26 protein-coding genes and 1 tRNA gene are annotated in these 24810 nt (G+C 64.8%); 21 read left to right on the top strand and 6 right to left on the bottom strand.

All coding sequences use genetic code 11. The features are described 5' to 3' along the window. Positions 1-326 precede the first annotated feature (326 nt). The 4 genes from E2484_RS00885 to E2484_RS00870 all read left to right on the top strand — a co-directional run bounded on the left by E2484_RS00885 (position 327) and on the right by E2484_RS00870 (position 4527). A complete protein-coding gene (locus E2484_RS00885) occupies positions 327-764 on the top strand; it encodes a DUF5791 family protein (protein WP_137283343.1) in 438 nt (145 codons plus the stop codon). A gap of 459 nt (positions 765-1223) precedes the next feature. Further along, positions 1224-2120: an SDR family oxidoreductase gene (locus tag E2484_RS00880; RefSeq protein ID WP_137283342.1), complete on the top strand. Its 897-nt coding sequence runs from the start codon at positions 1224-1226 to the stop codon at positions 2118-2120. Positions 2121-2180: 60 nt separating this feature from the next. Continuing rightward, complete coding sequence (locus tag E2484_RS00875) at positions 2181-3368, top strand: DHH family phosphoesterase (RefSeq protein ID WP_394347895.1); 1188 nt, start codon at positions 2181-2183, stop codon at positions 3366-3368. Between the two features lie 70 nt (positions 3369-3438). Beyond that, positions 3439-4527, top strand: coding sequence for an aldo/keto reductase (locus E2484_RS00870; RefSeq protein ID WP_137283341.1), 1089 nt, complete (start codon positions 3439-3441; stop codon positions 4525-4527). A gap of 103 nt (positions 4528-4630) precedes the next feature. Here E2484_RS00870 and E2484_RS00865 read toward each other — a convergent pair whose 3' ends face one another. Then, positions 4631-4822 (bottom strand): hypothetical protein, encoded by a 192-nt coding sequence (locus tag E2484_RS00865; protein ID WP_137283340.1) that lies wholly within the window; start codon positions 4820-4822, stop codon positions 4631-4633. 119 nt (positions 4823-4941) lie between these two features. Between E2484_RS00865 and E2484_RS00860 the strand changes: the two genes are divergently transcribed. Together E2484_RS00860 and E2484_RS00855 are read left to right on the top strand one after the other, a co-directional pair. Beyond that, the gene (locus E2484_RS00860; protein ID WP_137283339.1) at positions 4942-6111 is read left to right on the top strand and encodes an MFS transporter; all 1170 of its coding nucleotides are present in this window, start codon (positions 4942-4944) and stop codon (positions 6109-6111) included. A gap of 64 nt (positions 6112-6175) precedes the next feature. Beyond that, positions 6176-7294 (top strand): glycosyltransferase family protein, encoded by a 1119-nt coding sequence (locus E2484_RS00855; protein WP_137283338.1) that lies wholly within the window; start codon positions 6176-6178, stop codon positions 7292-7294. Between the two features lie 408 nt (positions 7295-7702). Here the strand turns inward: E2484_RS00855 and E2484_RS00850 are convergent, their stop codons facing one another. Continuing rightward, the gene (locus E2484_RS00850; RefSeq protein WP_137283337.1) at positions 7703-8179 is read right to left on the bottom strand and encodes a redoxin domain-containing protein; all 477 of its coding nucleotides are present in this window, start codon (positions 8177-8179) and stop codon (positions 7703-7705) included. Between the two features lie 228 nt (positions 8180-8407). Between E2484_RS00850 and E2484_RS00845 the strand changes: the two genes are divergently transcribed. The 3 genes from E2484_RS00845 to E2484_RS00835 all read left to right on the top strand — a co-directional run bounded on the left by E2484_RS00845 (position 8408) and on the right by E2484_RS00835 (position 9553). Then, positions 8408-8695 carry a Sec-independent protein translocase subunit TatA/TatB gene (locus E2484_RS00845; RefSeq protein WP_170977194.1) on the top strand — a complete coding sequence of 96 codons (288 nt, stop codon included), beginning with the start codon at positions 8408-8410 and terminating at the stop codon, positions 8693-8695. A 17-nt stretch (positions 8696-8712) separates the two neighbouring features. Beyond that, positions 8713-8785: transfer RNA gene (locus tag E2484_RS00840), tRNA-Arg, on the top strand. 477 nt (positions 8786-9262) lie between these two features. Continuing rightward, positions 9263-9553: a hypothetical protein gene (locus E2484_RS00835; RefSeq protein ID WP_137283336.1), complete on the top strand. Its 291-nt coding sequence runs from the start codon at positions 9263-9265 to the stop codon at positions 9551-9553. A 349-nt stretch (positions 9554-9902) separates the two neighbouring features. Here the strand turns inward: E2484_RS00835 and hpt are convergent, their stop codons facing one another. Continuing rightward, positions 9903-10469: a hypoxanthine/guanine phosphoribosyltransferase gene (gene hpt / locus E2484_RS00830; protein WP_137283335.1), complete on the bottom strand. Its 567-nt coding sequence runs from the start codon at positions 10467-10469 to the stop codon at positions 9903-9905. A 226-nt stretch (positions 10470-10695) separates the two neighbouring features. Here hpt and mbhE point away from each other — a divergent pair, with 226 nt between their 5' ends. Genes mbhE through mnhG form a run of 7 tightly spaced genes read left to right on the top strand, consistent with a single transcriptional unit; the run spans position 10696 to position 16796 of the window. After that, positions 10696-13068 carry a hydrogen gas-evolving membrane-bound hydrogenase subunit E gene (gene mbhE, locus E2484_RS00825; RefSeq protein WP_170977193.1) on the top strand — a complete coding sequence of 791 codons (2373 nt, stop codon included), beginning with the start codon at positions 10696-10698 and terminating at the stop codon, positions 13066-13068. Then, positions 13065-13529, top strand: a complete 465-nt coding sequence (locus E2484_RS00820) for an MnhB domain-containing protein (RefSeq protein ID WP_137283333.1) — start codon at positions 13065-13067, stop codon at positions 13527-13529. Before mbhE ends, E2484_RS00820 begins: the two co-directional genes overlap by 4 nt. After that, positions 13526-13873 carry a sodium:proton antiporter gene (locus E2484_RS00815; protein WP_137283332.1) on the top strand — a complete coding sequence of 116 codons (348 nt, stop codon included), beginning with the start codon at positions 13526-13528 and terminating at the stop codon, positions 13871-13873. The genes E2484_RS00820 and E2484_RS00815 overlap by 4 nt, the downstream gene beginning before the upstream one ends. Further along, a complete protein-coding gene (locus tag E2484_RS00810; RefSeq protein ID WP_137283331.1) occupies positions 13870-15486 on the top strand; it encodes a complex I subunit 5 family protein in 1617 nt (538 codons plus the stop codon). Before E2484_RS00815 ends, E2484_RS00810 begins: the two co-directional genes overlap by 4 nt. Further along, positions 15483-16175, top strand: a complete 693-nt coding sequence (locus tag E2484_RS00805; protein ID WP_137283330.1) for a Na+/H+ antiporter subunit E — start codon at positions 15483-15485, stop codon at positions 16173-16175. Before E2484_RS00810 ends, E2484_RS00805 begins: the two co-directional genes overlap by 4 nt. Then, positions 16165-16452, top strand: a complete 288-nt coding sequence (locus tag E2484_RS00800; protein WP_137283329.1) for a monovalent cation/H+ antiporter complex subunit F — start codon at positions 16165-16167, stop codon at positions 16450-16452. Before E2484_RS00805 ends, E2484_RS00800 begins: the two co-directional genes overlap by 11 nt. Next, positions 16449-16796 carry a monovalent cation/H(+) antiporter subunit G gene (gene mnhG, locus E2484_RS00795; protein ID WP_137283328.1) on the top strand — a complete coding sequence of 116 codons (348 nt, stop codon included), beginning with the start codon at positions 16449-16451 and terminating at the stop codon, positions 16794-16796. Before E2484_RS00800 ends, mnhG begins: the two co-directional genes overlap by 4 nt. Positions 16797-16843: 47 nt before the next feature. On the opposite strand, the gene coaBC is transcribed toward mnhG, so the two are convergent. Further along, positions 16844-17998: a bifunctional phosphopantothenoylcysteine decarboxylase/phosphopantothenate--cysteine ligase CoaBC gene (coaBC, locus tag E2484_RS00790; RefSeq protein WP_137283327.1), complete on the bottom strand. Its 1155-nt coding sequence runs from the start codon at positions 17996-17998 to the stop codon at positions 16844-16846. 203 nt (positions 17999-18201) lie between these two features. Between coaBC and E2484_RS00785 the strand changes: the two genes are divergently transcribed. Further along, positions 18202-18591, top strand: coding sequence for a DUF7344 domain-containing protein (locus E2484_RS00785; protein WP_137283326.1), 390 nt, complete (start codon positions 18202-18204; stop codon positions 18589-18591). 153 nt (positions 18592-18744) lie between these two features. On the opposite strand, the gene E2484_RS00780 is transcribed toward E2484_RS00785, so the two are convergent. Then, a complete protein-coding gene (locus tag E2484_RS00780; RefSeq protein WP_137283325.1) occupies positions 18745-19233 on the bottom strand; it encodes a 50S ribosomal protein L11 in 489 nt (162 codons plus the stop codon). Between the two features lie 55 nt (positions 19234-19288). Next, positions 19289-19588 carry a VNG_1110C family protein gene (locus tag E2484_RS00775; RefSeq protein WP_394347894.1) on the bottom strand — a complete coding sequence of 100 codons (300 nt, stop codon included), beginning with the start codon at positions 19586-19588 and terminating at the stop codon, positions 19289-19291. Positions 19589-19687: 99 nt separating this feature from the next. Between E2484_RS00775 and E2484_RS00770 the strand changes: the two genes are divergently transcribed. From E2484_RS00770 to E2484_RS00755, 4 genes are all read left to right on the top strand, one after another. Beyond that, complete coding sequence (locus E2484_RS00770) at positions 19688-20797, top strand: OBG GTPase family GTP-binding protein (protein ID WP_137283324.1); 1110 nt, start codon at positions 19688-19690, stop codon at positions 20795-20797. Beyond that, positions 20797-21225 carry a TIGR04206 family protein gene (locus E2484_RS00765; protein WP_137283323.1) on the top strand — a complete coding sequence of 143 codons (429 nt, stop codon included), beginning with the start codon at positions 20797-20799 and terminating at the stop codon, positions 21223-21225. Before E2484_RS00770 ends, E2484_RS00765 begins: the two co-directional genes overlap by 1 nt. Before the next feature lie 166 nt (positions 21226-21391). Further along, complete coding sequence (locus tag E2484_RS00760; protein WP_137283322.1) at positions 21392-22153, top strand: VOC family protein; 762 nt, start codon at positions 21392-21394, stop codon at positions 22151-22153. A 512-nt stretch (positions 22154-22665) separates the two neighbouring features. Beyond that, the gene (locus tag E2484_RS00755; RefSeq protein ID WP_137284026.1) at positions 22666-24735 is read left to right on the top strand and encodes a DUF7827 domain-containing protein; all 2070 of its coding nucleotides are present in this window, start codon (positions 22666-22668) and stop codon (positions 24733-24735) included. Positions 24736-24810: the final 75 nt, after the last annotated feature.

The following is a 24810-nucleotide window of genomic DNA, read 5'->3' as shown; positions in this document are numbered from 1 at the left end:
AGTGGCCGAGAAGCGCAATCGGGTGGGGAGGCGTGTGGCTGTCGCGGTGCTGTGCGGGCTGTGCGGTACGATTGGCTCAAGCAGTAGCTAGCTTCCCGCCGCGTTCGGGGTTCAGAGCCCGAAAATCGAACCTCGTCTGGCGCAGGCAGTAGCTAGCGTCTGCTCGACTCTCTAGTCTCCCTCGTTCTGTGCGCGGAATAGCTAGCTCCCACTCGACTGTTTGTACCTCGGTGAGTAGCGAACTCGCTGGTGGTCCCTTCGACCCCGGAGTCGAACCCCCGTATCGAAGTGAAACCCCTTTCAATCGCCGGGGCGTCGGTTCGGGTATGCTCTACGACGACATCGAGGACCCCGATTCGACCTCACCAGCGGAACTTCGGGCCGACTACGTGGCCGAACTCGCCGCGGTAGTCGAAACCCACGGGGTCGATTCGGTCGCCGACGAGACCGGCGTGGACCGCGAGACGATTGCGGTGCTGGCCGAGGAGGACGCCGGCGTGGCCGACGAACTCACGCTGGAGGATGCGGCCGCCATCGCGGCGCTGGCCGACGAGGCTCCGGCGCAGGACGCCATCGTCGCGGAGGTCCGGGACAACCTCCTGATGGGGATGACGACTGCGGTCCTCGATGTGGACACCATCGGGGCCGAAATCGACGCCGACATGGATGGGAAGCAGGTCCACCAGAAGGTCGAGGGCCGCGCGCCGATGACGCTCACCGAATACGCGTTACTGCATCACTTCATCTCCAGTCGTCAGCGGTGAAATCGGAGTCGTTTGTACCCGCGTTTTGGTTTGGACAGCAATTTTTCGACTTGAAGCTCTCGGTCTGTCATCGTAAGTCGGAAGCTAGCAGGTGCTGATGACGAGGAACTACCGCGACGAATGGCCGGGTGGAACTGTCGGAGCTAGCTACTGCCGACGCCAATCGTACCGCAACAACCTCGCACGGCGACTGCGGGCCTCGCGCCTCCCCACCCTCCTCGTTCGCTCCGCTCACTCGTCCACCGTCAGAGGTACACTCCGACGAGCCTTCAGTCACTTCGCTTCTGAAGACCTCGAACGGTCGGCGCGACCCAAACCGCAGGTCGCGCCAGCGCGCGCCAACTGACGTAGTATTTTTTCCTATGGTAAAGACAGAAGATAGTATGCTTAGGAAATAAATACCTGTCTCTAGGTCCCATCGTCGCGGGAGTTATCCCGCTCTCGCACCAACCCGAGCGCATGAACGTGGCGATACTCGGTTGCGGCTACGTCGGACTCGAACTCGGCCGCCAGTTGGTCGAGCGCGGCCACCGACCAATCGGCGTCAGGCGCTCAGAGGAGGGCGTCGCCGCCATCGAGGACGCGGGATTCGAGGCGGTACGGGCCGACGTGACCGACGCCGACTCGCTCGACGCGGTGCCGGACGTGGACGCCCTCGTCTTCGCGGCGAGTTCCGGCGGTAGGGACGCCGCGGCCGCCCGCGAGGTGTACGTCGAGGGACTGGAGACCGCCATCGAGCAGTTCGGTGGGCGCGAGAACCCGCCGGAGCGACTGGTCTACACCTCCAGTACGGGCGTCTACGGCGACCACGGCGGCGACTGGGTGGACGAGGAGACGCCGCTCGAACCCACGACCGAGAAGACCGAGGTGCTGGTCGAGGCCGAGCGCGTGGCGCTCGAAACGTCGGCCGACCGCGGTATCGACGGGACCGTCGCGCGACTCGCGGGAATCTACGGTCCCGGCAGGACCCGACTGGAGCGGTATCTGGAGGGGCCAGTCACCGAGGGCTACCTGAACATGATTCACCGCGACGACGCCGCGGGCGCGGTGCGGTTCCTACTGGACGAAGACCTCGCACGAGGCGACGTCGTGCTGGTGGTGGACGACGAACCCGTCTCGAAGTGGACGTTCGCCGACTGGCTCGCCGACGAGTGCGGCGAGCAGCGCCCGTCCAAGCAGACCACGGAGGAACGACTCGAAGACGACGACCTCTCCGAGCGCGCGCGACGCCGACTCCTGACAACCAAGCGATGCTCGAACGAGACGTTACGCGAACTCGGCTACGAGTTCAGCTACCCGACCTATCGAGACGGATACCGGAGCGAAATCGAGGCATATCGAAACCAGTCCAAGTGAAATCTCAAATTTCTACGTATCGGGAAAATTTCTTGTCGGTCCGGGTAGTCAGGGATTGACATGCAACTGCCGGGCATTCCGGAGATGCGACTTCGGGAGGTGGTTCGGGCCGCCGAAACCTACGGCCTGAGTTCTCCCGAACTCGCAGGGGCCGCCGTCCTCGGGGCGATTGCGCTGTTGGCGTCGCTGTGGCTAATCGTCCGGTGGATTCGGCGGCCGATGGGTGCGCGACTCAAGCGCGCGCTGTCCAAGAGCGACGAAGTCGCGGTCCTGATGCACCCGAACCCCGACCCAGACGCGATGGCGTGCGCCATCGGTATCGCCCACCTCGCCAGCGAGGTCGACACCGAGGCGTCGATCCAGTTCGCGGGCCAGATTCGACACCAGGAGAACCGCGCGTTCCGGACGGTCCTCGACCTCGAACTCGACCAGATCGACCACGTGAGCGAACTCGCGTCCGAGGACGTGATTCTGGTCGACCACAACACGCCGCGGGGTTTCGAGGGGGCCGAGCGACTCGAACCCTACGCGGTCGTGGACCACCACCCCGGCAACGGCACCGGTGAGCGATTCACCGACCAGCGAACCGACTACGGGGCCTGCGCCACAATCGTCGCCGAGTATCTGGAAGACGTGGGCGGTACGCCGGTCGGTCCGGACGACGAGAGGGACGCCGACGGGTTCGTGGTTCCGGCGGACGTCTCGACCGGCCTGCTCTACGGTATCCAGTGCGACACCAAACACCTCACCAGCGGGTGTACCGAAGCCGAGTTCTCCGCGGCGGCCTACCTCTACGAGGGCGTCGACGAGGACCTGCTCGACCGCATCGCCAACCCGCAGGTCAGCGCCGAGGTGCTGGAAGTCAAGTCCCGCGCCATTTCGGGCCGGGACGTGCGCGGGTCGTTCGCGGTCAGCGACGTGGGTCGCATCAACAACGTCGACGCCGTCCCGCAGGCCGCCGACGAACTCCTCCGACTGGAGGGCGTAACTGCGGTGGTCGTCTACGGCCGCCGCGACGATACGGTCCACCTCTCGGGTCGGTCGCGCGACGACCGGGTCCACATGGGCAAGGCGCTCGAAACCGTCGCCGACGAGATACCCGGCGCGAGCGCGGGCGGCCACGCTCGCATGGGCGGCGGGCAGGTTCCTGTCGAAGGCGCGGCCTACGCCAGCGGCGCTGAGGCCGCGATGTGGTCGCAGGCCGAACTCGGCGAGGACGTCTTCGACGCCCTGAACGGCGACGTGTGACCGTCGACCGGACCTCCTCGTTCGGGTCGGAATCTTCGGTCTTATCCCGATAGAACCGCTACGTCCGGACATGGCAACCGACGACGGAACCTACGAGTACAAACTCGAACACGGCGACGACTTCGGCCGGACCTACTTCAGACTGTTCGACGGCCGGGCCATCTCGTCGCTCGGCGTCGGGACGTACCTCGGGGACCCGACCGACGAGGTGGATTCGAGGTACCGTGACGCCATCGCCACGGCCCTGGAGGGCGGGGTCAACGTCGTGGACACCGCCATCAACTATCGGTGCCAGCGGAGCGAGCGCGCGGTCGGGCAGGCCATCGAGGACGCCGACGTGTCCCGGGACGCGGTGTTCGTCTCCACCAAAGGCGGTTTTCTCCCCTTCGACGGCGAACGTCCGGAGAACCCCGGCGAGTACGTCAAACGGGAGTTCGTGGACTCGGGTCTCGTGGACCGCGAGGACCTCGCGCGGGGAAGCCACTGCATCGCGCCCGAGTTCATCGACGCCCAACTCGACTGGTCGCTCGACAACCTCGGTGTCGAGGAAATCGACCTCTACTACGTCCACAACCCCGAGACGCAACTCCACGCTCGGTCACGCGAGGAAGTGTACGACCAGTTGGAAGCGACGTTCACCCGCCTCGAAGAGCGCGCCGCCGAGGGCGACGTCTCGAAGTACGGCGTGGCGACGTGGAACGCCTTCCGCGTGCCCCAGAGCGACGACCAGTACCTCTCGCTGTCGGAAATCATCTCTCGCGCCCGGAAGGCCGCCAAGGCCGCCGAGAACACCGCGACCCACCTCCGGGCGATTCAGTTGCCCTTCAACGTCCTCATGGCCGACGCCTTCACGGTCGAATCCCAGGAGGGGCCGGAGGGACCGCAGAGCGCGCTCTGGTTCGCTCACGAGGCGGGCCTGAACGTCTTCACCAGCGCCAGCATCGCGCAGGGTGACTTGGCCGCCGAGATCCCCGACGAGGTCAGCGACCGTCTGGAGGGCGACACCACGGTCCAGCGCGCCATCAACTTCGCCCGGAGCGCGCCCGGCGTGACCAGTTCGCTGGTCGGGATGAGCGACTCCGAACACGTCGAGGAAAACATCGAAGCGGGCCGATTCGATCCGCTCGGCGCGGACGCCTTCGATCAGGTGTTCGAATAGTACTGCTAACTCGACTGAGAGGTCGGTTTCTTCACCGGATTCTCGTCGCCGGGACGTCCGTCTACGCGGACTGGTCGGTACGCTGGGACGTTCCGTGGTATCACTACCGACCGGCCGTTCGCCACCGCGCGGACTCCCTCGTCGTCCACGCCCGACCGCAGTCCGGACACGCCTGAACCGTCCCGTCGTCCGAGCCGCTGGCCGTCAGCGACTGGCGGCAGATACGACACGAGAACCTGCCGTGGGCGTCCTTCCCGACCTCCCCGTCCCAGAGTCCTCGTCGAATTGATTTCATACCCTCATGAATACGACGGAACGACCGAAAAACTTGGGGGCCACTGTTCCGGATTCGGAAGGTTTGACTACACCCTCCAAGTAGTTACGTTCGTGTCTCGTGGTCGGGTCTTCGCTTCGATGTGTTCGGTCGTCTTTCTGGTCAACCTCGCCCGCGTGGTGTTCGCACCACTGCTCGAACCGCTGTCGGCCGCGTTCGCGCTGACCGAATCGACGGCGGGGTTGATAGCCACGCTGGCGTGGTTGGGTAGCGCGACGCCTCGCATTCCGACGGGCTACCTGCTGACTCGCGTGGACCGCCACCGGGTCGTCCTCGGTACCGGCGCAGTCTTGACCGGTGCGTCCGGGTTCATGACGGTCGCCGACTCGCCGGTGATGCTCGGACTGGGCGCGTTCCTCATGGGCGTCGCCAGCGGCGCGTACTTCATCGCCGCGAACCCCCTCATCACGGAACTCTATCCCGAGCGAGTCGGCCGCACGCTCGGGATTCACGGCACCGCGAGTCAGGTCGCCGCGGTCGTCGCCCCCTTGTTCGTCGGCGCGGTCCTGGTCGCTGCCACGTGGCGCGAGGTCTTCACCATCATCGCGGTCGTGGCGGCCGGAGCGACCGCGGTCTTCTACTGGACCGCCCGCAAGACGGAGATGCCCAACGCCGGGACCGAGGACCGCGACCTGCTCTCGGCCGCACGCAAGCAGTGGCCTATCATCCTCAGCGGCATCGCCATCCTCGGCGCGACCGGGTTCGTCTGGAACGGCCTATTCAACTTCTACGTGAAGTACGTCACCGCGACGAAGGCCGTAGACCCCGGAACTGCCAACACGCTCCTGACTGTAGTGTTCGCGGCGGGAGTTCCAGCCTTCTGGATTACGGGCCGTCTCGCCGACCGCGTGCCCCACGTTCCGCTGATGCTGACGATTCTCGGCGGGTTCGTCGCCTGTCTGTTCGCACTGACCGCGGCGCAGGGTCTGGTCGCCATCGCGGTCGTCACCGCCGTCCTCGGCTACGTCGTCCACAGCCTCTTCCCCGCGCTCGACACCTACCTGCTCGACTCGCTTCCGGACCAGAACCGCGCGAGCGCCTACTCGCTGTACAGCGGGTCGATGATGATAGTCCAAGCCACCGGGAGCGTGGCCGTGGGTTCGCTGGTCGACGCGGGGTTCGGCTACGACACGGTGTTTCGGACGTTCGGCGGTGGACTGGTGGCGATCTTGCTGGTGCTGGTCGTCCTCTGGTCGGCCGACAGGCTTCCGACCGGTGGGCAGGACCCGACCGTGATTCGGGGGGACTGACCCCCGTCGACTGCGGGCCCCGTGTCACACGGCTTTTCAACCCCTCCATCCCAATCCCCACGCGATGGAGTACGGACAGGAGCGAATCGCCACGCTACACGACCTGACGGGCACCGTCCCCGACGCTCCCACCGACCGCGCGGCGGTGGTCGTCCCGATGACCGAGCGCGAGTACGCCGGACTGGCCGCCGAGCGCGTCCTCTCGGAGTTGGAGTCGGTCGTGCCCGGCGAGGTGGTCGTCGCCCTGCGCGCGCCCGCCGAGAAGGTCGCGCCGTTTCTGGATTGGCTCGCGGGGTTCGACCTGCCGCTGTCGGTGGTGTGGTGCAACGGGCCGGCCGTCACCGACCTGCTCGACCGCTACGGACTCGACGGCGGGACCGGGTCGAGGGAGGCCGGGAAGGGCCGGGACGTGTGGCTGGCGCTCGGAGTCGCCGCCGCGCGGAGCGAGTGCGTGGTGGTCCACGACGCCGACGCCGAAACGTACGAGGCGGGCGACGTGGCGCGCCTGCTCTACCCGCTGAGTCTGGGCTACGAGTTCTCGAAGGGCTACTACGCCCGGGTCGAGAACGGAAGGCTCTACGGGCGGCTCTGTCGACTCTTCTACGCGCCGCTGGTTCGGGCGCTGGCGGACGCGACCCCCGGCGCGGCGGTTCTCGACTACCTCGCCTCGTTCCGGTACGCGCTGGCCGGGGAGTTCGCGGCCAGCGCCGAGTTCGTCCGCACGCTCCGGGTCGAGCGCCACTGGGGACTGGAGGTCGGCACCCTCGGCGAGGCGTTCGGCTACGCCGGGTTCGAGGGCACCGCGCAGGTGGACCTCGGTCGCCACGAACACGACCACCGGGCGGTCTCGGGGCCGACGGGCCTCTCGGACATGAGTCGCCACGTCGGGCGGGCGCTCCTCCGGGCGGTCGAAGCCCACGGCGTGGTTCCCGACTACGACACCCTGCCCGACCGCTACCGCGGAGTCGCCGAGGAGTTCGTGGAGCAGTACGCCGCCGACGCCGGGTTCAACGGTCTCGGCTACGACCGGAGCGAGGAGCGCGAGCAGGTGGGCATCTACGCCGAGGCTATCGCTCCGCCGGGAGAGGACCGGCGACTTCCGGCGTGGCGGGAGGTGGACCTGAACCCCGACGAGGTCCTGGCGGCCTCGCGCGAGGACGTTTCGGATGTCCGCGAGCGATAGTCGGCGCAGTCGCCGGGTTCGGCGCGGAGCGGACCGTCGCCGACCACGAGATTTCGCGAATCGTCACCGACCACGGGACGCGCCTGCGAGCGCCGACAGGCGCGAGCAGGCGGGGAGGCACGGGGCGCGGTTGCGGTCCAGTTGCAGTACCAAGCAGTTGCGGTGGTGCAGTGCCGGGCGGTCGCGGTGCTGTCCTCCTCGGTTCAAGCAGTAGCTAGCTTCCCGTCTCCAAACGTAGCGACTGGAACGAACCTTCCGTGAGAGCGACCGAGACCGAACCGTCAGTAACCGAAAGCCCGTCTTCGGTAACAGCAACCGAGAGCGGACCCGGAACGACGGAACCAAAAAACGGTGCTGACCAGTCCGAGGACCGCCAGCAACGTCACGCAGTCGTTGTTCGTAGTAGCGTTACTCGGCTGCTTCGGCCGCTTCGCGGACTTCCTCGTAGTCGGGTTCGACGCCGGGGTCGTCGCTGACCCACTCGTAGGTGACTTCGCCGTCGCTGTCCACGACGAAGACGGAGCGCTTGGCGACTCCGTAGTAGCCCATGTCCGCGAAGTCCATCTCCGCGTCGTAGGCGTCGATAATCTCCTTGTTGGAGTCGCTGATAAGGCCGAAGCTCAGGTCCTCCTGGTCGCGGAACTCGTTGAGCGAGAACGGCGCGTCAACGCTGACGCCGTAGACGGTCGCGTCGGCGTCCTCGAACTGGTCGAGTTCCTCCTCGAACGTCGCCATCTCCGTCGTGCAGACTCCGGTGAACGCGCCGGGGAAGAACGCGAGGACGACGGGCGCGTCGTCGAGGTTCTCCGAGAGGGTGAACTCCTCTACGTCGCCGTTTGCGAGCGGTGCAGTGAAATCAGGTGCGTCGTCGCCGACTTCTACCATGTACGCGTACAACTACAGGAGCCGGTGGAAAGACATTTCCGAATCCCGCTCGCCGACAGCGAAACCGACCGTCGCGACCCGAATCGGTCGCGGACGACGCCCGTATTGCCCGAAAACGGCACTGTCGCCGACAGTATCGTACGCTCGACCGGACGTGTTCGGTCTCGTCTCGCGCTCGGAGAACTAGCAAAAAGCCTATAGTCCAGAATCGGCTATCTTCGGTTAGAGATGGCACAGATGATTCCACTGTTCGGACCCGTGCCGGGCGGGATGGAGATGATGGTGATTCTCCTGATCGCCGTCCTGCTGTTCGGCGCGAACAAGATTCCAAAGCTCGCCCGCTCGACCGGTGAGGCGATGGGCGAATTCAAGAAAGGGCGTCAGGAAGTCGAAGAGGAACTTCAGGAGATGCAGAATCCCGACACGAACACCGAGAGTCGAAGCGTCAACGACGCCTCGACCGACGTCAACACCGACACGGCGACGGACACCGAGACAGAAACGAACACCGAATAATCCGCTTTTTTCGCTCGGGGCGTGTGGCCTAGTGGATAGGGCAGGAGGTTCCTAACCTTCTGACCGCGGGTTCGAATCCCGTCACGCCCGTCAACCTTTTACTGCGCTCCGGGCCGCCTACGGCGGCCCTCCGCTGGTAAAAGGTTGATCAAAAACACGGCGTCACCCCCTCCGTCGGAGCCGAAGCGGAGAAGCCGCTTCGGTCCTCCGTCGAGGGTTCCTTGGTCCGCTCGCTCAGTCGCTCTGCTCCTTCGCTCGCGGTAGAATTGCTGGTGCGCTTCCGCACTATGCCCTCACTATAACCATATATAAGTAACTAAAATTGATATTTAAAGCACAATCTCATATCTTAGAGGAATTGAAATATTGCTCGAACTCACGATTCAGGACGAACATCGCCCGGTCGACGACCAGAAACGAGCGACCACGATTCACGGCACCGCATCTCATCGCTAGTTATCGAACCCCCCGTCACCGACTGGTCGAATAAGTATACGGGCCAGCGTTACGCCCGTGTCGCACCTACGAAGGAGTGATGAACGCGTACTCTCTACCGATGGTGGTATCGTGATGTGGCAAGATTTGGTCTTCCTCGCGGGAAGCGTCTTCTCGATACTCTTCCTCGCACCGACGTTGAAAGACCACACGGCACGGGTACCGCTCGGGACGAGTCTCCCGTCGGCCGCGCTCGGCGTCGTCTACGGCGCGAGTTTCTACAGCATGGGGATGGCGTTCTCGGCGTCCGGGTCGTTCCTGACCGGCGTCCTCTGGGCGGGTATCGCCGCGTTGCGCTCGCCGTCCATGTCGTCGACGCTCTCCGACGAAGTGTCGGAGGTCCGGGCGCGATCGTCCGACTGATTCGCATGGCGCTCCCCACTGTTGCGGTTCGCGCTCGAACTGTACTCGAAAAGAGTCGTCTCGGTGGCGATTAGAGGAACGCGAACTGCGTCGTTCGCCGCTCGACGCGACCGTTCTTTACGTCCGCTGCGGTTCGACCCGTCCGTGATTGGGAAACCACGTACATTGTATTTACACCTTCGCAGTCGAATGATATGAGCGTTCTCGGAGAATCATACACATACGCACACGGTACGCATTCACATCCCTGGGCCGCAAATCGGTCGTTGACGAGTCTGCGCGAGCGCCCCCGGCGCACGCTCGCGAAACGCCGACGAAAAACGTAGATCGCCACCGATTAGAAAGAGGCCTACCCGTCGCCGTGTTCGTCGGTGATGACGACTTCGCCGTCCACCACGTCCACGTTGATGAGCGTCTTCACGTCGTAGTCGGTGTCGTCGAGTTCGTTCGGCCCTTCCTTCTTGATGACCGCGAGTACGTCCGCCACGTCCGCGCCGATGTGTTCGAGCGCCTCCGTGATGGCCTTCATCGTCCCGCCCGTGCTGAGTACGTCGTCGAGCAGGAGCACGCGGTCGCCGTCGCGGACGTTGTTTACGTACATCTCGTTCTCGGAGTAGCCGGTCTGCTGAGAGAGCGCGACCTCCCCGTCCAGTCCGTACTCGCGCTTGCGGATGACCACCAGCGGAATGTCGGTCATCAGCGACACCGCGGTCGAGATGTGGATGCCCATCGCCGCGGGCGTGACGATTTTGTCCACGTCCTCGAGTTCGGCCTTCCGAATGATCTGGATGACGATCTCCCGAAGCAGACTCGGCTCCAGCATCGGAATCCCGTCGCTGATGGGGTGAACGAAGTAGTGATACCCGTCTTTCTCGATAATTGGCGCGTCGAGCAGGGACTGCTTCAGTTTCTCCATGTTGGGGGTACTCGACACGACAATAAAAACTGACGGAATTGCGCGGCTACTGCGTGGGATTCTCTACGCCGCACGACCGCATCTCGCTCGAATACGCTTGTATGTCTCGCACGCGGGCGCACCCGACGGCCCCGATTCGCGTAGACCCCGGGTCGCCGTGCGCTTCCCGTCCGAGCGCGACCCCGATTTGAGAACTGTTAAGTCCGGTCCGAAGTCACTCTCGGACGTGCAACCGACACCGGACCCGGCAGCGTCGGCGGTACTCGCCGTCGTGTTTCTGCCGTTCGTGGCCGCAGGACTGGTGCCACTCGTCTACCGCGCACTGGGCGAGCGCACCGCTTATTACGCGGCCGCGGTGGCGCTGGCCTGCTTCGGACTCGTGGCCAGCCAACACGGCGCGCACGGCGCGGTCTCGTTCCCGTGGATTCGCTCGCTCGGGGTATCACTGAGTTTCTACGTCGATGGCCTCTCGCTACTCGTCGGCTTTCTCGCCAGTGGCGTCGGCGTCCTCATCCTCACGTACTCCGGCGGATACATGCACGGCGAACCAGGCCAACCGAAGTACTACGCCGCGTTGCTCGCGTTTATGGGGTCGATGCTCGGCGTCGCCTTCGCCGCCGACCTCGTCGCATTGTTCGTCTTCTGGGAACTGACCAGCCTCTCGTCGTTCGTCCTCATCGGTCACTACCAGCGACAGAAGAGCTCGCAGTACGCCGCACGGAAGTCGATGCTCATCACCGTCTCGGGCGGCCTGTTCATGCTAATCGGCTTCCTCCTGCTCCACGCGGTCACGGGCGAGTTCAGCATCGTCTACATGCTGGAGAACCCCGAACTGGTGCAGGAACAACTCCGCGCGGAAGGGCTGTTCCTTCCGGTCCTCGGTCTCGTCGGAGTCGGCGCGGCCGCCAAGTCCGCGCAGGTCCCGCTCCACATCTGGCTTCCCAACGCGATGGAGGCCCCGACGCCGGTCTCGGCGTTCCTCCACTCCGCGACGATGGTGAAGGCGGGCGTCTACCTGCTCGGGCGCTTCCGACCGATTCTGGTCAGCGACGAGTGGCAACTCGCCTTCGCCGTCCTCGGCCTGACGACGATGACCGTCGCCGCGATTCTGGCGGTCGGCGCGACCGACATCAAGGAACTGCTCGCGTACTCGACCGCCAGCCACCTCGGTCTCATCGTGGCCGGGTTCGGCTTCGTCTCCGAACTCGGCGGCGAGACCGGGGCCTTCCACATCATCAACCACGCGGCGTTCAAGGCCGCGCTGTTCCTCGTGGCCGGAATCGTCGCCCACGAGGCTGGAACAAGGAAGATAGCGAATCTGGGCGGCCTGAAAGACGACCTCCCCATCACCGCGGCCATCGCGGCCGTCGCCTCGCTCGGGATGGCGGGCGTTCCGCCGTTCAACGGTTTCTACTCCAAGGAACTCCTGTTCGAGGCCGCGTGGGAGGCCGCCGCGCACGCGGGCGGCCTCGCGTGGCTCTACCCCGCAGTCGCGGTGTTCGGGAGTATCTTCACCTTCCTCTACTCCATCCGATTCCTGATGCTGTTCTTCGGCGAGAAGCCCACGGGCCTCCACAAGGTCCACTCCCCGCCGAAGACGATGCTCGTACCGCCGCTCCTGCTCGGCGTCGTCGCGGGCCTCATCAGCATCGGCGGCGTCCTCGGTACCTTCGGGATTCACTTCGCACCCTTCGACCACTTCGTCACCGAGGTCTGGGCCAGCACGCTCCTGCCGGACGCCGACCTCCACGGTGGTTTCAGCTACTACTTCCCCGACCACCTCACTCCGGCCGTGGCGATGAGTGCGGTGACGCTCGTCGTCGGCGCGGCGGTCTACCCGTTCTACGGTCGGCTTCACCGCGGCGTGAATCGACTGACCGACGTGAACCTACTCCGCGCGAACTGGTACTACGACTCGACGGTCTTCGGCCTGAACGACTGGAGCGACACCGCCGCGGCCCGGGTCCAGAACGGACTCCTCCGGACCTACGCGACGTGGGCGATGGCCTCGGTCGCGGCGCTCGCGCTCGCGGGCTACGCCGCCACGAACGTCGCGCTTCCCGAGTTCACGAGTTTCGCCGTCACGCTCCCCATCGTACTCGTCCTGCTAGTCGCAATCGTCGGCGCGGTCGCGGTGTCCATCGCGCCCTCGCACATCTCGGGCGTGCTGACCCTCTCGATTCTGGGCTTCATGGTCGCGGTGTTCTACGTCCTCGCGGACGCGCCCGACTTGGCGCTGACGCAGTTGGTCGTCGAGACGCTCCTGCTGGTCATCTTCCTGTTGGTCCTCGACAAACTCCCGGCGTTCTACGGGAACGCGGGCCGGGCGAAGATGGTGCGGGACGGTGCGCTGTCGCTGGTCGTCGGCGCGACCGTGTTCGTGACCGTTCTGGTCTCGACCGCGGCCACGCCCGAGCAGGGCATCGCCGATTACTTCCTGGAGGAGGCGGTTCCGCAGGGTGGCGGTGGCAACGTCGTCAACGTCATCCTCGTGGACTTCCGGGCGTTCGACACGCTGGGCGAGATTTCCGTCGTCGCCATGGCCGCCCTGTCGGTGTTGACGCTCGTCGCAATGCGCGAACGAGGTGAGACCCAATGAGTACAGTCATCGCACGAACCGTCACTCGAACAGTGGTACCGATAATCCTCGTGACCGCCCTCGCCCTGCTCTTGCAGGGTCACAATCTCCCCGGCGGCGGCTTCATCGGCGGGGTGTTGACCGTGACCGCCTTCGCCCTGATTTACGTCGTCTACGGGCTGGACTACCTCGAAGAGGAGTTGCTCCACCAGAACCGCGAACCCCTGCTGGAGTCGTTCCAGCACGGCATCGTGGAGAACTACCAACTCGCCTTCGCGGTGGGTCTGGCGGTAGCAGTCGTTGCGGGACTGGTGCCCATCCTGTTCGGTTTGAACTTCCTCTATCAGGACTTCTGGATTCTCCACCACCTGCCGATTTACGGGGAACTCCACGTCGCAAGCGCGCTCGCCTTCGACCTCGGCGTCTACTTCGTCGTGGTCGGGGCGCTCCTCACGATTCTCGCGGTGGTGGGAACCGAATGACGCAGTTCGTCCTCGCCGCCGTCCTCGGCACGCTCTTCGCTCTCGGCACCTTCCTGCTCCTGCGCCGGGACGTGGTCCGAGTCGTCTGGGGCGTCACCATCATCAGCCAGTCTGCGAACGTCTACCTCGTGACGATGGGCGGTCTCTCCGGCGGCGTTCCCATCCTCGGCCACGGCGGTCACGGCGGCGGTCACGGAGCAGTCACCGACCCCCTCGTGCAGGCGCTCGTGCTGACCGCCATCGTCATCGGCTTCGGGACGACCGCGTTCGCGCTCGTCCTCACGTACCGGGTGTACGAGGAACACGGAACCATCGACCTGCTCGAACTGGGTGATCGCGCATGAGTCAGCAGTTCGTCGTCGCGCCGCTGTTGGTCGCGCTCGTCACGGCGATCGCCACCTTGCTGACTCGGCGGTTCGACCGGGTGCAGGTGACGCTCAGCCTGCTCGGCGGCGTCGGCTACCTCGTGGCCGTCGCGTGGTTGGTCTCGAAGGTGGACCCCCTCGGCGCGAGCGAGGTGTTCAGCTATCAGCTCTCGGGCTGGCAGGCCCCGTTCGGCATCACGCTGGTCGCCGACTCGCTGTCGGCGTTCATGCTCGCGTTCTCGGCGGTCATCGCGCTCGCCGCGCTGGTGTTCTCGTCGGCCTACGTCGATAACTTCGGCCAGCGCGTCTCGTACCATCCCCTCTACCACTTCATGCTGGTCGGAGTCACGGGGTCGTTCCTCACGGGCGACGTCTTCAACCTCTTCGTCTGGTTCGAGGTGATGTTGATGTCGAGTTACGTCCTCGTAGTGTTCTACAGCGGTCCGGAACACACCCGCGCCGCGCTCCAGTACGTGGTCCTGAACCTGGTCGGGAGCGCGGTGATGCTGCTGGCCATCGGCGGCCTCTATTCGACCACCGGGACGCTCAACATGGCCGACCTCTCGCGGCGCGTGGCCGACCCCGCCGCGTACGGCGACTTCGCCATCGCGCCGGTGCTCGGTCTGTCGGCCCTGCTGTTCGCGGTGTTCGCGCTGAAGGCCGGACTCGTCCCGTTCCAGTTCTGGGTGCCCGCGGCCTACCGCGCGGCCCCGGCACCGGTCTCGGCGATGCTCGCGGGCGTCGTCAAGAAGGTCGGTATCTACGCCATCATCCGGGTGTACTTCACCGTGTTCGGCGCGGCCGCGCTCCCGGGTCTCTCGCTTCCGGGCTTCTCGGTCCCGGCCGACGGAAGCCCGCTGTTGGCGTTCTACGGGCCGATTCTGTTCGTGATGGCCGGGGCGAGCATCGTCGTCGGCGGACTGGGTGCGGTCGGCCGCGACGACATCGACGGCCTGCTCGCGTACTCGTCCATCGGACAGGTCGGCTTCATCGTCCTGCCGCTGGCGATTGCGGCGACTGCGACGACGGAGGAACTTCGCGTCCTCGGAATCGCGGCCGCGCTGGTCTACGCCCTGAACCACGGCTTCGCCAAGAGCCTGCTGTTCATGGCCAGCGGCGCGGTGTACGACGCCGTGGGCAGCGAGCAGTTCCCGGACCTCGGCGGTCTCTCGGAGACCGCGCCGTGGCTCTCGGGCGGGTTCTTCGTCGGCGCGCTGGCGCTCATCGGCATCCCGCCGCTGTCGGGCTTCTTCGGCAAGATGCTCGTCTTCGACGCGGCGGGCCGGGCGGGGTCGACCGTCGCGCTGGCGGTCGCGCTGTTCGGCGCGATACTGACCATCGCGTACTTCTCTCGCGCCTGGAACCGGGGCTTCTGGGGCGAACCAACCCTGCTCGTCCAGCACGGTGAGACCCGGTTCACGCTGGTCGCGGTCGTGGTCTCGCTCGCGGTCGGTATCGCGGTCCTCGGCGTCGGCTTCGACGTGGTGTTCCGCGCTGCGGAGGCGGGTGCCGAGGCCGCACTGAACCGGCAGGAGTACGTCGATACCGTCCTCGGTGGAGCCGGGAGTTCCGGCGGAGGTGGTCACGCGTGAGACCTCGAAAGTGGCCGGTCGTCGGCGTCCTGCTGGCGCTTCTCTGGCTGTTCGTCCGCGGGGTCGCGCTCGACCCGGCCGCCATCCTCGGCGAGTTCCTCATCGGACTCGCTCTGGGTCTGCCCATCGCGTTCGCCTTCCGGCGGTTCTACACCGAGCGAACCGCACTCGGGCGAAACGTCCGGGCGCTCCCCTACGCGGGACTCTACGTCGGGGTGTTCCTCAAGGAACTGGCGACCGCGAACGTGGACGTGGCCTACCGCGTCCTCGCGCCCAGCATGCCCATCGAACCCGACGTGGTGGTCGTCCCGCTCCGGGTCGAGACCGACGCGGCCATCACCACGATTGCCAACTCCATCACGCTGACCCCCGGAACGCTCACCATGGATTACGACGACGAGAACAACATACTGTACGTTCACGGTATCACCGGTCGGAACCACCAGGCCGTCCTCGAACCCATCAGGACGTGGGAGGACTACGCGCTGGTCATCTTCGACGAGGAGCGCAAGCCCGGCGACCCCGTGCCGGAGGTGCCCACCCCGTCGCGAAGCGGGCGCGCGGACGGCGGAGAGAGACCCGACGCGCTTCGACCGTCGGAGGACGAGCACAACGAGTCCTCCGGAAGTCCGAACGTCGAGGACGACGATTCGGACGGACCCGCGGGGGGTGAGACCGATGGCGAGTGACCCGGCGCTCCTCGGGACGGTCGTGAACGGCGCGCTCGTCCTCACCGCCGCGCTCACCCTGCTCGCGGGCTACCGCGTCATCGAAGGGCCGACGGTCCCCGACCGGGTGGTCGCGCTCGATACCATCGCCACGAACGTCGTCGCCATCGCGGCGCTGTTCGCGCTGGCGACCGGCGAAGGCCTGTTCGTCACGGTGAGCCTCGTCCTCGCCATCATCGGGTTCATCAGCACCATCGCAGTCAGTCAGTACGTAACCGAGGGTGACATCATCGAATGAACGTGATTCAGCAGTTCGTCGTCGCGGCGCTCGTCGTCGTCGGGGCCTTCTTCCTCCTGGTCGGTACGGTCGGCCTGATTCGGTTCCCCGACGTGTACAACCGGATGCACGCCAGCAGTAAGGCGGCCACGCTGGGGGCCTCGTCGATCCTCCTAGCGGGGTTCGCCTACTACGGCCCGCAAGGGGCGGGTCTGACCTCCCTGGTCGGCATCGTCTTCCTGTTCATCACCGCGCCGACCGGCGCGCACCTCATCTCCCGGTCGGCCCAGAAGATGGGCGTGCCGTTCTTCGGGCAGGAGGCCGAGTGGCCCGAGGAAGGGTCCGAGGAGACACGGTCGGACTGAGAAACTCACAGCGTCGTTAAAACAACGTATAGGAATGTTACAGAAATTTACAGTTCGTCGGCCAACTCCTCGGCCACCTGCCACCCCAACTCCGATTTCGTCCCCCGGTACTCCCGAATGCTGTTCTCTCGGACGAACAGCGTCCGAGTCTCGTCGTCGCCCATCACGCTGGCGTCGTTGGCGACGACGAAGGAGAGGTCCGCCCGCCGGAGCGTCTCGCGGGCCTCTCGAACCATCGCCTCGTCGTCGGTCGTCGTTTCGGCCTTGAACCCGACGACGGGGAGGTCGCTCGCTTCTCTCACGGCGTCGATGAGTTTCGGCGTCGGCGTCAGGTCGAGCGTGAGGTCCTGGCCCGACCGAATCTTCTCGTCGGCCGACTCGACGGTGTAGTCCGAGATGGCCGCGGCCGAGACGAGGGCGTCTGCGGCCCCGCCCTCTACGCGGTCGAGGGTCTCCTCGGTCATCTCCGCGGCCGTCTCGACCTGCACGACGTCGGCGTAGGGTGCGTCCTCGCCGTCGTGAACCAGCGTTACGTCCGCGCCGAGCGCGTAGCACGCGCGGGCGACCGCCCGCCCGGTCTTCCCCGAGGCTCGGTTGGTCAACACGCGCACCGGGTCGATGGGTTCGCTAGTCGCGCCGCTAGTCACGACGACGTTCGCGCCCTCGAACAGGTCGGGCGAGGCGGCGCGCGCGACGTCCAGCGCGATGGCGTCCTCGGTGGCGATTTTGGCCTTCCCCTCCTCGACCCGGGGATCCACGAACTCGACGCCCCACGACTCCACCCTGTCGATGGCGTCGAGGACGCCGGGGTGGTCGTACATGGGTTCGTGCATGGCGGGCGCGATTACGACCGGTACGCCCGCACCGAGTGCGGTCGTCGCGCACGTCGTGACCGGCGTGTCGTCGATGGCCGCCGCTATCTTGCCGACCGTGTTCGCGGTGGCGGGCGCGACGAGGAACACGTCGGCCCACCCGTCCCGGCCGCACAACTCGACGTGTTCGACCTGTCCGGTAATCTCCGTGACGACCGGGTTTTCGGTGGCGAACTCGACCGCCCACGGGTGAACGATACTTCGAGAGCTACTGGTCGTGACCGCGCGGACCGACGCGCCGCGGCGGCGGAGTTCGTGAGCCAACTCGACCACCTTCACCGCCGCGATGCTACCTGTGACCCCGAGCGCGACGTTGACTCCCGCGAGCATTACTCTCTCTTCGGTTCCTGATAGGTTAAAGAGGTACGGGTTGCGGTCGTCCATCTTCGAGAACGCCGACGACGATGGTCTCTAACAGGGTTTAAAAAATATTAATACGACATTGAAACAGTTGCAACGGTCGAAACGAATTCGTTGCAATCGACGGGAGCGACGGCCCGGTTAATGTACCCTGCACCCCACGAAATTATCGTATGTCGGACCAACCCCGAAACGAGACCATCGACGACGTAAGTGCGGCTTTCGACCTCCTCCGAGACGCCCGACGTCGCGGCGTCCTCTACGCGCTCGAGCGCAACGGCCGAACCTCCGTCGAGGAACTCGCTCGCCGCATCGCCGCGTGGCAGTCGGACGACCGCGACGAGACCGACTCCCAGTCGGTCGAAATCTCGCTGATTCACTCCCACCTGCCGAAACTCGCCGCGGCCGACGCAGTCGAGTACGACCGAGAGGACGGCACAGTGGAGCTCGCGGACCGAGGGGCCGAACTCGGCCCGCTCCTCCGGTGTACCCGCGAGCGCGAACCCGGCCCGTCCCACACCGCTCGAACCTCGAACTTTCGCACGCTCGGCGTCAGCCAGTAAGTCACTCGGTCCGGAATCGTCGTGGCGAGTGCCGTAGAATTCGTCTTCTTCGCTCGCTATCTCGCCAGCGACTGCGGTCGTGTCGACTCGTCCGCCGAGAGCGATACTCTCGACTACCGAGCGAAGTGAAAGCAGGAACGAGAGAGTCGCTATCTATGCTTCCGCTTCTGCGAGAAGGACGTCGTCGTACTCGCCGGCGTCCACCTTCTCCTTGAATTCGCGGGCGTCGTCGCCCTCGATGGTGACGCCGAGCGAGGCGCAGGTGCCGACGATCTCCTTCGCGGCGTTCTTCGTGTCGTACGCGAGCAGGTCGGGGTGTTTCTGCTCGGCGATCTTCTTCACTTGGTCGATGGAGAGGTCCGCGACGAAGTCCTTCTGGGGTTCGCCGCTTCCGGTGTCGAAACCGGCCTCGTCCTTGATGAGCGCCGCCGTCGGCGGGACGCCCACTTCGATCTCGAAGCTACCGTCGTCTTCGACAGTGATGGTCACGGGGACCTCGGTACCGTCGAAAGCTTCGGTCTGGTCGTTAATCTGGTTGACGACCTCCTGTACGTTAACCGGGGTGGGTCCGAGTTCCGGACCGAGCGGCGGACCGGGGTCCGCCTGCCCACCGGGGACGAGTACTTCTATCGTCTCAGCCATACCTAAACGAACCCCCGGAGCAGTTTTAAGGCTTATCTTTCGGTCGCCGGCGAACTCACCGGATACTCACGCCCTGCCGACTCAGAAACTCACTGGCAGCTTTGATTTCGACCGGGCTCCCGATGAGGCGGACGTAGCCGCCGGTTTCGCCGTTTTCGTCGGCCCCACCGTTCTCGTCGGCACCCCCCGTTTCGGGCTCTCCGCCGCCACCGACGTCCATCTCGAAGAACGTCAGCGTGAACTGCTCGTCGAGGTCCTCCCGGAACCCGTCCAACACGTCGGCTGCTAGAACGATTTGCGTGCTGTCCCGAAGCGTCGAGGGGTCCGGCATCGTCGTCTGCGAGATGTTCGCCACCACCGTATTAACGTGTCGAAGTCACGGAAGAGTACGGCGTTGGCGCGACGCCCCACAGAAAGAAAGGCTTTTTCGGCCCGCACGGCCGACTCACTGGTAATGGGACTGGAGGAAGAAATCGAGGACCTCCGCGAGGAGATAGCCGAGACTCCGTACAACAAATCCACGGAGGCGCACATCGGACGGCTGAAGGCCAAGCTCGCGGAAAAGAAGGAGAAACTCGAAAACCAGTCCTCCGCTGGCGGAGGCGAAGGCTACCACGTCGAGAAACACGGCGACGCCACCGTCGCGTTCGTCGGCTTCCCGAGCGTCGGGAAGTCCACGCTGCTGAACTCGCTGACCGCTGCCGAGAGCGAAGTCGGGGATTACGAGTTCACGACGCTCAACGTCAACCCCGGGATGCTCCAGTACAACGGTGCGAACATCCAACTGCTCGACGTGCCGGGCCTCATCGAAGGCGCGGCCCAGGGCCGCGGTGGCGGCCAGGAGGTCCTGTCTGTCGTCCGCGCCGCGGACCTCGTGGTGTTCGTCCTCTCGGTGTTCGAAATCGACCAGTACGAGCGACTCAAGAAGGAACTCTACGCGAACAAGATTCGACTCGACCAGGAACCGCCGAGCGTCAAAATCTCGAAGAAGGGCAAGGGCGGTATTCGCGTGACCGCCAGCGTGGACCTCGACCTCCCGAAGGACGTAATCAAGGAGGTACTCCGGGAACACGGCTACGTCAACGCAGACGTGACCATCCGCGAGCAGGTCGACATCGACCGACTCGTGGACGGCGTGATGGACAACCGCGAGTACATCCCCTCCATCGTCTCGGTCAACAAAGTGGACCTCATCGAACCGGACTACGTGGAGACCGTCAAGGAGGACCTCCGCGAACACGACATCGACCCGGAGGAAGCCATTTTCATCTCCGCCGAGGAGGAGAAGGGTCTCGACTCGCTCAAAGAGACCATCTGGAAGGAACTGGGCCTGATGCGCATCTACATGGACAAGCCCGGTCGCGGGGTCGACCGCGAGGAACCGCTGGTCCTCCCGAAGGGTTCGACGGTCGGCGACGCGGCCCGACGACTCGGCGGCGAACTCGAAGACCGGTTCCGGTTCGCGCGCGTGAGCGGGCCGAGCGCCAAGCACGACGAGCAACAGGTCGGCAAGGACCACGAACTCGCCGACGAGGACGTACTCCGACTCGTCGTCCGGAAGTGATGGCCGACCGGACCGACCCTCGGCGACTGCTCGCGCTTCTCGCCATCGCTGTCGTTCCGTGGTCGGTCCTCGCCTCGGGCGACCTCGTGTTCGCGTGGGGACTGATGACTACGACACCGGTCCACGTCACGACGCTGACGGACTACCTGCTGGTCCACACCGCGGGGCTTCCCCGGCGACTGCTGGCGTGGCCCGTCGCAACGTTTCTGTACTCGCTCGCGGTCGCCAACGCTTTCGTCGGGTGGATCGCGCCGGACCGGGAGGACCGGCGAGTGACCGGCGGCCTCCTCGTCCTCGCGGGTCTGAGCGACCTCTGGTTCTCGGTCGGCCTGTTCCGGCCGGACTCTCCGGTGATTCCAGTCGGGACGGTCCTGCTCTGGACTGCAGCGTGGTGGTTCCACTGGCCGGACGTCCGGTCCATACTGTAACAGAGTCGCCCGCGCGGTCACGTGCCCACGTTCCGACGTGCGTGTCCGCGTTCCTACGTCCCCACGTACCCCCGTGACCACGTCTCCGCGTACTGAACTGGTTAGGGACGCCGCGTTTCCGCGAACGGTATCCTTTTCGCTTCGGAACCATCTACTTCGAAGCGTCATGAACGCCACGCTCGACCACGTGATGATGCGCGTAGAGGACCTGGACGAGACCCTCGACTGGTATCAGGATCACCTCGACTACGAAGAGAAGGGTCGCTGGGAGGCCGACACGTTCACGAACGTCTACCTCGGTCCCGAGGACGTTCACGACGAGGGCGCGGTCCTCGAAATCACCTACAACCACGACGGCCGGTCCTACGAGATGGGCGACGGCTGGGGTCACATCGCCGTGCGCGTCGACGACGTGTACGACGCCTACGAGCAACTGATGGACGAGGGCGTCGAGGACTACCGCGACCCCGACTCCTGCGGCGGTTCCTACGCCTTCGTCACGGACCCGGACGGCCACGAGGTCGAGATAGTCGAGCGCGATTACGGCGCGCGCTGGAGCCTTGACCACACCATGATTCGCGTCGAAGACGCCGACGCCGCGCTCGGGTGGTACACCCGAAAACTGGAGTACGAACACACCGGCCGCTGGGAGTCCGACACCTTCGCCAACTACTTCGTGAAACCCGAAGGGGCGGCCGACGAGGCGATGGCGGTCGAACTCACGTACAACTACGACGGGCGCACGTACGAGTTGGGCGACGCGTGGGGTCACCTCGCCGTCCGCGCCGACGACCTCCAGGACGACTGGGCGACGCTGATGGAACGGGACGCCGAAGACTACCGCGACCCCGAGTCCTGCGACAACCGCTACGCCTTCACCAAGGACGTGGACAGTCACGAAATCGAGGTTATCGAGCGCGACGAGTAGGACGGCTGTATTTTTCATCGACGTTTTGCAAGCGAGCGACCGGAGGGAGCGAGCGCAGTAAAAGGTTGCACGAAATCGAGGTTATCGAGCGCGACGAACAGACGGACGTTCTCGACGAGTTCCTCACCTGCTGGCTTACCTCTTGCAGTCCGAGTCTCGAACCGGATTCGTCCGTCGCCGGTGCTCCTCTGCTTCGAGGTTCTCGCTGCGGCGCGCTACCGAACAGTCGTTCTGCGTGAACATCGGAGGAGCGCTACAGTTTTCCGTCGTGTCGTCACGGGTAGTGTGGAAACCGGTACCATCGAAACCCGGTAATCAGCGGTTACTGGCGTTCTAACGGATGATTCCCGGCCAACGTCGCCACAAGGCACTTATAAATTGCGCTTAACTCTTGAACTGCAACCCCTACCCATGGCGACAGCAGCGAGTACAGGTGTTCTCCGCCCAGTGCGGTTCCGGGTTTCCCAACGGGCACGGGAAAGGTGCTGACGCCGATGAGTACTAAACTAACCATGACAACGACAACTGGCAAACTCCGGAGCGTCTTCCTGACAGCGATGCTCGTCGCGTCCGTGTTCGCGGGAACCGCTGTCTTCGCCGGTACGACCGCCGCGAACTACGGCCCCGACGATGGCGAAGAGTTGCAGGAAGGCGAGCGGTACTGGCAAGGACAGAGGCTGTACTATAACAACGTACAGAGCGAAACGGACGAACGCGCCGACGATACGAAGTTGGAGATCGTCGTCGCTGGGGGCGACAACGACGGTGACCTCGCCAAGGAGATTTTCACCAACGAGACGGGCGACGTCAGGTTCGATACGAGCGACCTGGAGGGTGACTACCGACTCCAGATTGCTCAGACCGACCAGCCGATCGCGAACTTCTCCGTCGCGTCTCAGGACCTGAACGCGTCCTTCGAGGACGATTCCGTCGACAATAGGTTCGACACTTCGACAACGCTTACCCTCGAATCCAGGCGCGCCGGATACAACGCGACCGTCTCCGCCGAAGGACTGACGCGAGGCCAGTTACAGAATATTCTGGACGAGGGAGATCAGTCTCCAGTTCCGACGGATAGCGCAGTCGCCATCGAGAACATCCGGACGGACACCCTCGAGGCGAACTTCAGCGGTATCGACGCCGACAACTACACGTTCACCGTCGAGGTGAACGACACTGGCGCGACGGCCGACGCCAGCATCAACGTCACCGAGGGCGGCGATGCGACGTCGTCTTTCACTGGTGACGGTATCGTCTCGGAGCAACGCGGTGACAACGCCACGTTTACCGTCGACCTCTCGAACACCCCGAGCACTACCGTCACAATCGGTGGCGACGCGGTCAACTGGATGGCTAACTTCACCGTCTACGACAACAACAGTGACGGAGAGGTCGCTCTCGACTTCAACACCTACGCGACCGCTGGCAGTGCCGACCCGACCGAGTTCGTCGACGCCGCGGGCGAAGACGCCGTACGGGTGCACGGCAACCAAGGCGTCTACTCGGGCAGAGACATGACGCAGGGCCAACCTGTTCGGGACCCCATCGCGTCGGGTACCTACGAGATGACCGTCGGCGTCGGTGACTCGGTCCAGGACGTCACCCAACTCGTGCTTGAGCAGGGCTCCGTCGACGGTGCGAAGGTCTGGGCACACCCGCGAACGGGGACCGGCAACCTCCCCGACGAGGTCAGCGGTCTCCTCGAGAACGTCGCCGACGATGACTCCGTCGCCGTGCAGGACCTCGCGGTCGTGCAGGTCCGCGCGTCGGGCCTCTACGGCAACTTCACCAGCCGGGCCCAACTCGACAACAGTACCGACGACAACTACGCGTTGAACTTCACGCAGACGAACCCCGGCGCGAACGCCGACGGCAACACGTTCGACGGCTCGTCCGCCGAGCGAGTGTACTTCGACGAGGAGAACAACACGTTCTTCGCCGTCGTCGACACTCAGGCCAACGACATCGAGGCCGGTGACGTCTACGACGTGGAGTTCAAGATTCACGAGAGCAGTCCGCTCTTTGACGAGACCCAGACTGCCAGCACGAGCTTCAGCGTCGAGGAGCGTTCCCTCGAGTTCACGGGACTGAACGAGAGCGACCGGCTCACGCTCCCGTCCAGCGAGACGAACATCTCGGGCGAGACCAGCATCACCGCCGGCACCACGTTCAACGTTCAGGTCCAGTCGGACCAGTTCGTCCGGACCGCGACGGCGACCGTCCAAGACGACGGTACCTTCGTGGCTCCGTTCGACTTCAGTGACGTGGAACCCGGAACTGACGTCACTGTCTCGGCTTCGGCCAACGGCGCATCCGACGAGGTCGGCGGTGTAATCGCTGAGGCCGGTGCTGCAGAGCCGACGACGACCACGACGACTGAAACGACGACCACGACCACGACGACCACCACGACCGAAACGACGACGACTGAAACGACGACGACCGAAACGACGACCACTACGGAGACCACCACGACCACCCCCGGCGATGGTGGCGACGGTGGCATCCCCGGCTTCGGCATCGGCGTCGCGCTCGTCGCCCTGGTGGCGGCCGCGCTGTTGCTAATTCGTCGGAGTCGCTGACGAACAGCGGTCTCCTGCTCGGTGTTCTTTTCCCATCGTTCGGACGACTCGCTGTAGATAGACACGGCCGGATGT

The organism is Halorussus salinisoli (assembly GCA_005239435.1).
GTDB classification, from domain to species: Archaea; Halobacteriota; Halobacteria; order Halobacteriales; family Haladaptataceae; genus Halorussus; species Halorussus salinisoli.
This window is presented reverse-complemented; position numbering and strand designations above follow the sequence as displayed.